At 45.3% G+C, this 7,219-nt stretch carries 9 protein-coding genes; all 9 read left to right on the top strand.

The annotated features are described in order from the left end of the window. On the top strand, positions 1 to 895 hold an 895-nt coding region (locus tag AC0TN7_RS00080), incomplete at its 5' end, for a type VI secretion system Vgr family protein (protein ID WP_473701744.1). 22 nt (positions 896 to 917) lie between these two features. Beyond that, positions 918 to 1,973 carry a PAAR domain-containing protein gene (locus AC0TN7_RS00075; RefSeq protein ID WP_090421166.1) on the top strand — a complete coding sequence of 352 codons (1,056 nt, stop codon included), beginning with the start codon at positions 918 to 920 and terminating at the stop codon, positions 1,971 to 1,973. A gap of 24 nt (positions 1,974 to 1,997) precedes the next feature. Further along, a complete protein-coding gene (locus AC0TN7_RS00070) occupies positions 1,998 to 2,432 on the top strand; it encodes a hypothetical protein (RefSeq protein WP_073961692.1) in 435 nt (144 codons plus the stop codon). 22 nt (positions 2,433 to 2,454) lie between these two features. Continuing rightward, on the top strand, positions 2,455 to 3,528 hold the full coding sequence (locus AC0TN7_RS00065) for a hypothetical protein (protein WP_463727441.1): 1,074 nt from the start codon (positions 2,455 to 2,457) through the stop codon (positions 3,526 to 3,528). Between the two features lie 253 nt (positions 3,529 to 3,781). Next, on the top strand, positions 3,782 to 4,132 hold the full coding sequence (locus AC0TN7_RS00060; protein ID WP_061716465.1) for an immunity protein Tsi6 family protein: 351 nt from the start codon (positions 3,782 to 3,784) through the stop codon (positions 4,130 to 4,132). A 25-nt stretch (positions 4,133 to 4,157) separates the two neighbouring features. Further along, complete coding sequence (tri1, locus tag AC0TN7_RS00055; RefSeq protein WP_048992425.1) at positions 4,158 to 5,225, top strand: ADP-ribosylarginine hydrolase Tri1; 1,068 nt, start codon at positions 4,158 to 4,160, stop codon at positions 5,223 to 5,225. 80 nt (positions 5,226 to 5,305) lie between these two features. Beyond that, positions 5,306 to 5,686 (top strand): immunity protein Tsi6 family protein, encoded by a 381-nt coding sequence (locus AC0TN7_RS00050; protein ID WP_463727440.1) that lies wholly within the window; start codon positions 5,306 to 5,308, stop codon positions 5,684 to 5,686. Positions 5,687 to 5,724: 38 nt separating this feature from the next. Next, positions 5,725 to 6,825, top strand: a complete 1,101-nt coding sequence (tri1, locus tag AC0TN7_RS00045) for an ADP-ribosylarginine hydrolase Tri1 (RefSeq protein ID WP_248164973.1) — start codon at positions 5,725 to 5,727, stop codon at positions 6,823 to 6,825. 158 nt (positions 6,826 to 6,983) lie between these two features. Further along, positions 6,984 to 7,219, top strand: a 236-nt coding sequence (locus tag AC0TN7_RS00040; RefSeq protein ID WP_473701743.1) for a contractile injection system protein, VgrG/Pvc8 family, incomplete at its 3' end; no start/stop codon positions are given.

Raw genomic sequence — 7,219 nt, 5'->3', positions numbered from 1 at the left:
GAGCACGGCGTGGCCGCGCACCTACGGCCCGCAGACGGCGAAAGTGGTGGGGCCGAACGGGGAGAGTATCTGGACGGACAAATACGGTCGGGTGAAGGTGAAGTTCCACTGGGACCGTCTGGCGAAGGGCGATGACACCAGTTCCTGCTGGGTGCGCGTGTCGAGCGCGTGGGCGGGCCAGGGCTACGGCGGGGTGCAAATCCCGCGCGTCGGCGATGAGGTGGTGGTGGACTTTATCAACGGCGACCCGGACCGTCCGATCATTACCGGGCGCGTGTACAACGACGCGAGCATGCCGCCGTGGGCGCTGCCGGCTGCGGCGACGCAGATGGGCTTTTATAGCCGCAGCAAAGATGGCCATAAAGACAATGCCAATATTCTCCGTTTTGAAGATAAAGCCGGGCACGAGCAGATCTGGATCCATGCAGAAAAAAATATGGATACGGATATTGAAAATTCTGAAACTCATGATGTCGGTGTCGATCGTAGAAAAACCATCGGACAGGATGAGAATATTACGATTAAGCGGAACCTGAAATCAGATGTAGGTAATAATGAAACGCATAATATTGGTAACAAGCACGTTATAAACGTTGGGAAAGATCAAACCGTCTTGACCATGGATAAAGAAGGTAACGCGCTGCTGGAATCTGTGACCACGATTAAACTCAAAGTTAAAGACAACTATATTCTGATCGCCCCGGATACCATTGAGATTCACGTAGGCCAGGGCAACCTCAAAGCAGAGGCTGTGGAACAAGCCATCTTCAAAGGTGATGAGCTTACAAAACTAGGTGATGGGATCAATACCGAGCTCAAGGCAAATGATACGGTGAGTATAACGGGAACTAACCTTACCGATATTAAGGGCGCGATTGTAAAAGTTAACAGTTAATCTGCGTACAGAGAACGCTATTATGGGAAAACCAGCCGCCAGAGCGCGCATTGATTCCAGCGCACATACTGGCCCAATTCAAAGCGGAAGTCCCAACGTAATTATTGGCGGATTTCCGGCAGCACGAAAAGGCGACCCGCTTTCATGCTCCCAACATGGTCAGGGAAGTATTCTCAGTGGTTCAACAACGGTATTTGTGAACGGTTTGCCTCTCGCCAGGGAAGGTGACAAGACGGGTTGCAATACCTCAGCGACCCCTGCGGTCGCATCCACTCAACCCGCACCTCCGCAATACTGGGGCGGTACGGCGGCGAAGGATGCGGGTAAAGATGGTGCTATACATGGTGATGTTTACGACGCCCGTGTGCTTGGCGCCTATGCAAGCCTTGAAGATAAATCCGGCTTTGGAAAACCCGATACGGCTTCAGCCGGATTCGCACTTGCCGATATCACGGTCGGGAATACAAAAAGCCAGGATAAATATAAAGGCGAGGTACGTACTAAAGTAGGGGTGGCGGCTGCTAGCGGCACGTTAGTGACCGATCGAGCTGATTACGGGGCGATTAATCTCAATGCAAACGCCACCGCGATACAATATGGCGCCTCGGGAAGCATTGGAAAAGAAGGGCAACAATACGGCGGCGTCGGTGGGGATGTATACCTGGCAACCGCTGAAGCGAAGGCCGTCAGTGAACTATATGACGGAAATAAAGGGCGTTATGGTTTTAATGTTGAACTTGGCGCAGAAGCCGCGGCGGTCAAAGGAGAGGCGACGGCTAAAGCCGATTTTTATGGCGTAGTCGTTGCCGATGGCAAACTTTCAGGGAGTGCAGGGAGCGCTGGCGCTTCTGCAGGCGTGGGAACCTGGATTGATAGCACTGATTATTCATTTAACCTTAAGGTGTCCGGTGAGCTTGCAGCGGCGCTCGGTCTGGGAGGAGATGCCAGTATCAAATTTGCTCTCAAACCGATCCTTGACTGGATTTATGACGATGATGAAAGTAAGCCGTCCCCAGCGGCGGGCAGTGGCGATGGTGTGATTAAGACTGGCTGTGTTACAGTCCTGATAGGAGATTAAAATGTGTAAATGGGGAACGTTGTGATGCATTGGTTTTTCTTTATTCTCTTTATGATTTGGACGCTAGCGCTTATCTGGAATGGAAAAGATTTATTTAACAAAAAGCAGTGGCTCCTTGCGGGGTTAATGTTCGTTCTGGTGTTAGTGGCTACGGTCGTCATTGGCTTTACGTTGAAATGGCTTGCTCAGTCAATGTCATTATTTTCCGTCGCAACGGCCAAGCATTATTCGATTATCTTATCCATGTCTTTCCTGTGTGTTTGGGGATTAAAGATCACAGTAGTGCTGCTCTGCACGTTATTTTCCGGGATTATGGGGGGGCACAAAAGATACAACGCGGAAAATTATGAAAAATTATCGTCTATGACACGTGCCGTGGCGCCTGGCTTACTTATCTTTGCTAAAAGCTTAATTACCCTCGGAAGCTTCCTTATGTTTTCGGGTTTATGGCTTAAGTAAGCGCGACGAGTGAGGTTGCATTATGGTTACTGAAAAACAATATTTTTTTCCTCTTGAGATAAAGGATCAGGAAAAAGAGATTCGGGAAAATTTCTGGAAATGTCTCTATACCTCTGCAGAAAAAGAGATGCTTCATTACTGGCTATTGTTACCCCAGAATGTTAAGCCAGCAGAGTTAAAGCCGATCACGTTTCAGGAGGTTGGGCTGACGAATATCGGACGATACATCGCCGATGACACCGGCCCCTATATTGAAGTCTGGGCTGCATATGAACACTGTCAGTGGGAGATGAATGCGTCAGACTGGCTTATCAATAAGCTCGATTTAATGGGTGAGAAAGTACTGAGCCAAAGGATAATTACTCATCCTTCAGGAAGCGGGAAGTTTGCGGATATCCTGTCCATTAAAACGATGCCATCGGGTGATGAGGTCGTTTCACGATATACGGTGCAGAAGGATTATAATCCTGTAAATGGTGGGGGAAATTACTTCCTTTTGAAAACGGCTTGTGCGTCGAAGGATTACAACACGATTGCCGATACTATTTTCCTGATTGCTATCAACTGGGATTTACTGCATCGCAGCAATTTGATGCTTTCAGAACTGTTGAAAACAGTCAGCCTTAGCAACAAAAATGACAGTGGATTTAAAATTCCGGATTCATGGCAGGTGAATACGCTGGATGATAATCGTCTGGTAATTGAACACACAATAGGTAACGTCAACCATGGAGTGATTAATTTCTGTCTTTTCCGTCAGGCTGATTATCCCGCTGCGCAGGCTATTTTCGATGAAGCTACTGCGCGCTTTAACCGCCACGATAGTGCGGTCTCTCTTACGACATCGGACATTGCCAGCATCCCAAATGATATCAATCCCACGTTTACAGGCGATCTTTATAGCTGTACGGGAGAGGTAGTCAGTGCTGCTGAGAATATCAGGGCTTATTACGATATGCGTATCTTTAAAATTAATGATTTGTGGTGTTACGTTGAGGTGGTTGGGCCTCATCGTAATCATCAGGATTATTATTACGAAGCCAATAAACGATGCATGGAAATCATTCTTTCTACGTTTCGCATAGAAAAACGATGAGCTGACAAAGTTAATTCATGACCATCTAAATAAAACCACAGAAATGTGGTTTTATTTTTGTTTCACAGAGACAATATCATAACCGCCTTCGTTCTGAGGATTAGTTAACTTCAGGCACTGAGATCAGATCATCGTGGAATAAAAAATCATGCTCAGCTGAACTATCGTTCAGCTCGCGGGAGTGGATATTCTGTTCTGAAAACTGACATCCCGCTATGTTAACGGCACGCCAGGGCAGTATTTGAGGTGACTCATGAGTAAAGAAAATTACACCGCGCTGGATTATATCAATGATGCTATTGATGCAATTAATCATCGATTAGAAGAAAATCCTACATTTTCTTTATATGCTATGGCAAAGAATCAGTTGGACTATATTAAGTCTATTCTAACGGGGTCTGAGAAAGATAAAAGTAAATTGCACAAATTAAATCTTGGAGTGCTTGCGTCAAAAGAGTTTGATACAACCGATGCAGAACTTGCTCAGCATTTGTCCAATGTTAATTATATAGCTTCGCAAATGGGAAAAGGATTGAAGTTTATTCTCCCTCATGAGCAAGACGTTGAGTATTTGAAAAGGCAAAGACGGTATCGCAAGTGGTAAACAACGTTTGATTAAAGGGTGCGGGATGATAGATCTTTACAGCGAAGACTCAGTAATTAATCATTATGCCGATCGTTATAATAACTACATGCCTGTTAATGTTCGTAAGGTAATAAGAAGCAGCATTGATGATTCAAATTCCTCTCATGTATGGGATGAAACATTACCTTTAATCACAAATGAAGATGTTTCACGCGATAAAGCACTTGGGGCGTTAGTGGGTTTGGCTGTTGGCGATGCAGTTGGCACTACTCTTGAATTTAAACGCAGAGATAGTGAACATGTAGTGGATATGATTGGTGGCGGGCCCTTTGAATTAAAACCCGGTGAATGGACAGATGATACGTCTATGGCATTATGTCTGGCAGAAACTTATCTTTCAGAAAACAGAATGCATACCGATGTACTTAGAAAATATCTCCTGAAATGGTATCTCAATGGGGAGAACAGCAGTAATGGTCGTTGTTTTGATATCGGTAAAACGACGCGATTCGCGCTTGAACAGTATATGCTTGTCGGACCTTCCTGGTATGGTAATACAGAAAAGCACACGGCTGGTAATGCTGGGGTTATTCGTCAAGCTCCGGTGTCTATCTTCCGTCGAAAATCGCTGCGTGCGATTTACTTCGAATCCCAGGCTCAGAGTCGAGCAACTCATGGTGCAGTAGAGTCAATTAATGCATGCCAATTCCTCGGATTAGTATTGCACTATTTAATTAACGGTTATCAAAAAGACGAAGCTTTTTCGCCTCATGTTTTCCCATTATGCGCGCGTGTAATGATCATAAACGCGGGTGAGTATAAGCAGAAAACTCGCGATCAGATTCGTTCAAGTGGTTATGTTATCGATACGCTTGAGGCCGCGATGTGGTCCGTATGGAATACTGACAATTTCCGTGATGCGATTCTGCTGGCTGCCAATCTTGCCGATGATGCTGACAGCGTCGCGGCGACGGCGGGACAAATAGCGGGGGCGTTGTATGGTTATTCCGCTATCCCGCAGGACTGGAAAGATAAACTCGTACAACACGAACGTATTGCCACAATGGCGGGTAAACTATTCGATAGAGCACCTGAGGATAATTTTTTATAGTTAGAATTACCAAGGGTAAGCGAGGGCATATGATGACTTGCGATCAGGTATGGAATTTTTAGTTAACTGAATCTACTGCAATGAATGAAATGACAATGTTTGGTTACGTTGATAGAGCATTAACTTTAGCACAGAAAAGATATGCAGACGTCAAGAATCGTGATCCCCAATCCCCGCTGTTGCAAATGTACGACTCTATTGTACAACAATTATTATTTCTACGGGATTTAATCGAAGGCAAGGAAAAGGATAGAGCGAAATTATGGGATATGACGTTCGGTATGTATGCAGGGAAGGAGTTTGATCATTCTGATGAGTTGTTTTTTGAAAGGTTGTCAGAGGCCTGGTTTATTGTGGATCAAATCCGCCGAGGGTTAAAGGTTAGGCTGCCGCATGAGGTCGATACCAACTATAATAAAAAGAAACAAAACCTCATGAAGAAATACCCTGATGAATTTTAGTATTTCATATGAATAATATTTTTTATTATGGGTGAAAGGTGATTGACTTACATGCTGATTTAAATGCCTTGTTAAAATATGTTGATAGATATCGTAAATACTTACCCATTAGCAGACCTTCAGTCCAGCGAAGGATGCAGTATCCGTATGATAATAAGCCATTAGAATCATCCTCAAATAGTGATGTACAAAAACAATGGGATTTAACACCACCATGTAATATCTCACTAGCGCAATCACGGGATCGTGCGGTAGGTACGCTTATTGGTCTTGCTGTTGGAGATGCTGTAGGTACGACGCTCGAATTTTTACCTCGTGACAAAGCACACGTCAAAGATATGACAGGTGGTGGGCCATTTCGACTTAGTGCCGGCGAATGGACGGATGATACATCCATGGCGTTATGTCTTGCGGAAACGCTCCTTGAGAAGGGTGATGCTGATACTATATGCTTCAGGAATAAGCTTCTGGAATGGTATCAGCATGGTTATAACAGTTCAAATGGCGTCTGTTTTGATATAGGCAATACAACTCGGTTTGCTTTAGAACAATATTTAATAGTTGGTCCTGGGTGGAACGGTAATACTTCGCCAGAAACTGCCGGTAATGCTTCCATGATCAGACAAGCACCTGTCTCTATTTTTTTTAGAAAATCATTAAGCAAAGCGTTTTATGAAGCTAAAAAACAATGTATCGCAACACACGGTGCCGCGGAAGCAATAAATAGCACGCAGTATTTAAGTTTTTTGCTTGTGCATATGATTAACGGTAGCAATAAAGATTTTGTTTTTACACCACACGTTATGCCGCTTCAGCCACGTGTAATGATCATTAACGCGGGTGAGTATAAGCAAAAAACTCGCGATCAGATTCGTTCAAGCGGTTACGTTATCGATACGCTTGAGGCCGCGATGTGGTCCGTATGGAAAACGGATAATTTCCGTGATGCCATTCTGCTGGCAGCCAACCTTGCCGATGATGCTGACAGCGTTGCGGCGACGGCGGGACAAATAGCGGGAGCATTATATGGTTATTCCGCTATTCCGCAGGAGTGGAAAAATAAACTCGTACAACATGAACGTATCGCCAAAATGGCTGGTGAATTGTTCGATAGAGCCCCTGAATACACTTTCTTGTAACTGTTTATCTCGATGAAAATTCAGGAAAAGTTGTTTTTTTTGTGGCATAAGAAGTCAATCTTACAGCTACTCATTATCAAACCAGCAGCGTTTACGCTTTGCGTATTGAAATGAGTTAACTTCTGGCACTGAGATTAGTCCATAGTGGAATAAAGATTATGCTCAACCGAATTACCGTTCAGCTCCCGGTGGAGGGGCTTCTGTTCTGGAAACTGACGGGCCGCGAGGCGATGTCCGAGTCGTTCGCGCTGACGCTGACCGTGCTCGGCACGGACGCGCGCATTGACCGCAGTAAGCTGCTGGGCCAGCCGGTCACGGTGACCATCCCGACGCAGAATCTGCTGACGTCCCGCTATATTAACGGCAAGATTACCCGCGTGGCGGTCAGCGCCGT

The sequence above is a fragment of the Enterobacter sp. PL_is511 genome, from assembly GCF_055816065.1.
Note: the sequence above shows the minus strand (reverse complement) of the source record. Positions and strands in the feature narration are given on the sequence as shown.

Coding starts and splice junctions, on each gene's coding strand:
- tri1 (WP_048992425.1), top strand. CDS start 4,158: ATGATAGATCTTTACAGCGAAGACTCAGTAATTAATCATTATGCCGAT.
- AC0TN7_RS00070 (WP_073961692.1), top strand. CDS start 1,998: ATGCATTGGTTTTTCTTTATTCTCTTTATGATTTGGACGCTAGCGCTT.
- AC0TN7_RS00065 (WP_463727441.1), top strand. CDS start 2,455: ATGGTTACTGAAAAACAATATTTTTTTCCTCTTGAGATAAAGGATCAG.
- AC0TN7_RS00060 (WP_061716465.1), top strand. CDS start 3,782: ATGAGTAAAGAAAATTACACCGCGCTGGATTATATCAATGATGCTATT.
- AC0TN7_RS00075 (WP_090421166.1), top strand. CDS start 918: ATGGGAAAACCAGCCGCCAGAGCGCGCATTGATTCCAGCGCACATACT.
- AC0TN7_RS00050 (WP_463727440.1), top strand. CDS start 5,306: ATGAATGAAATGACAATGTTTGGTTACGTTGATAGAGCATTAACTTTA.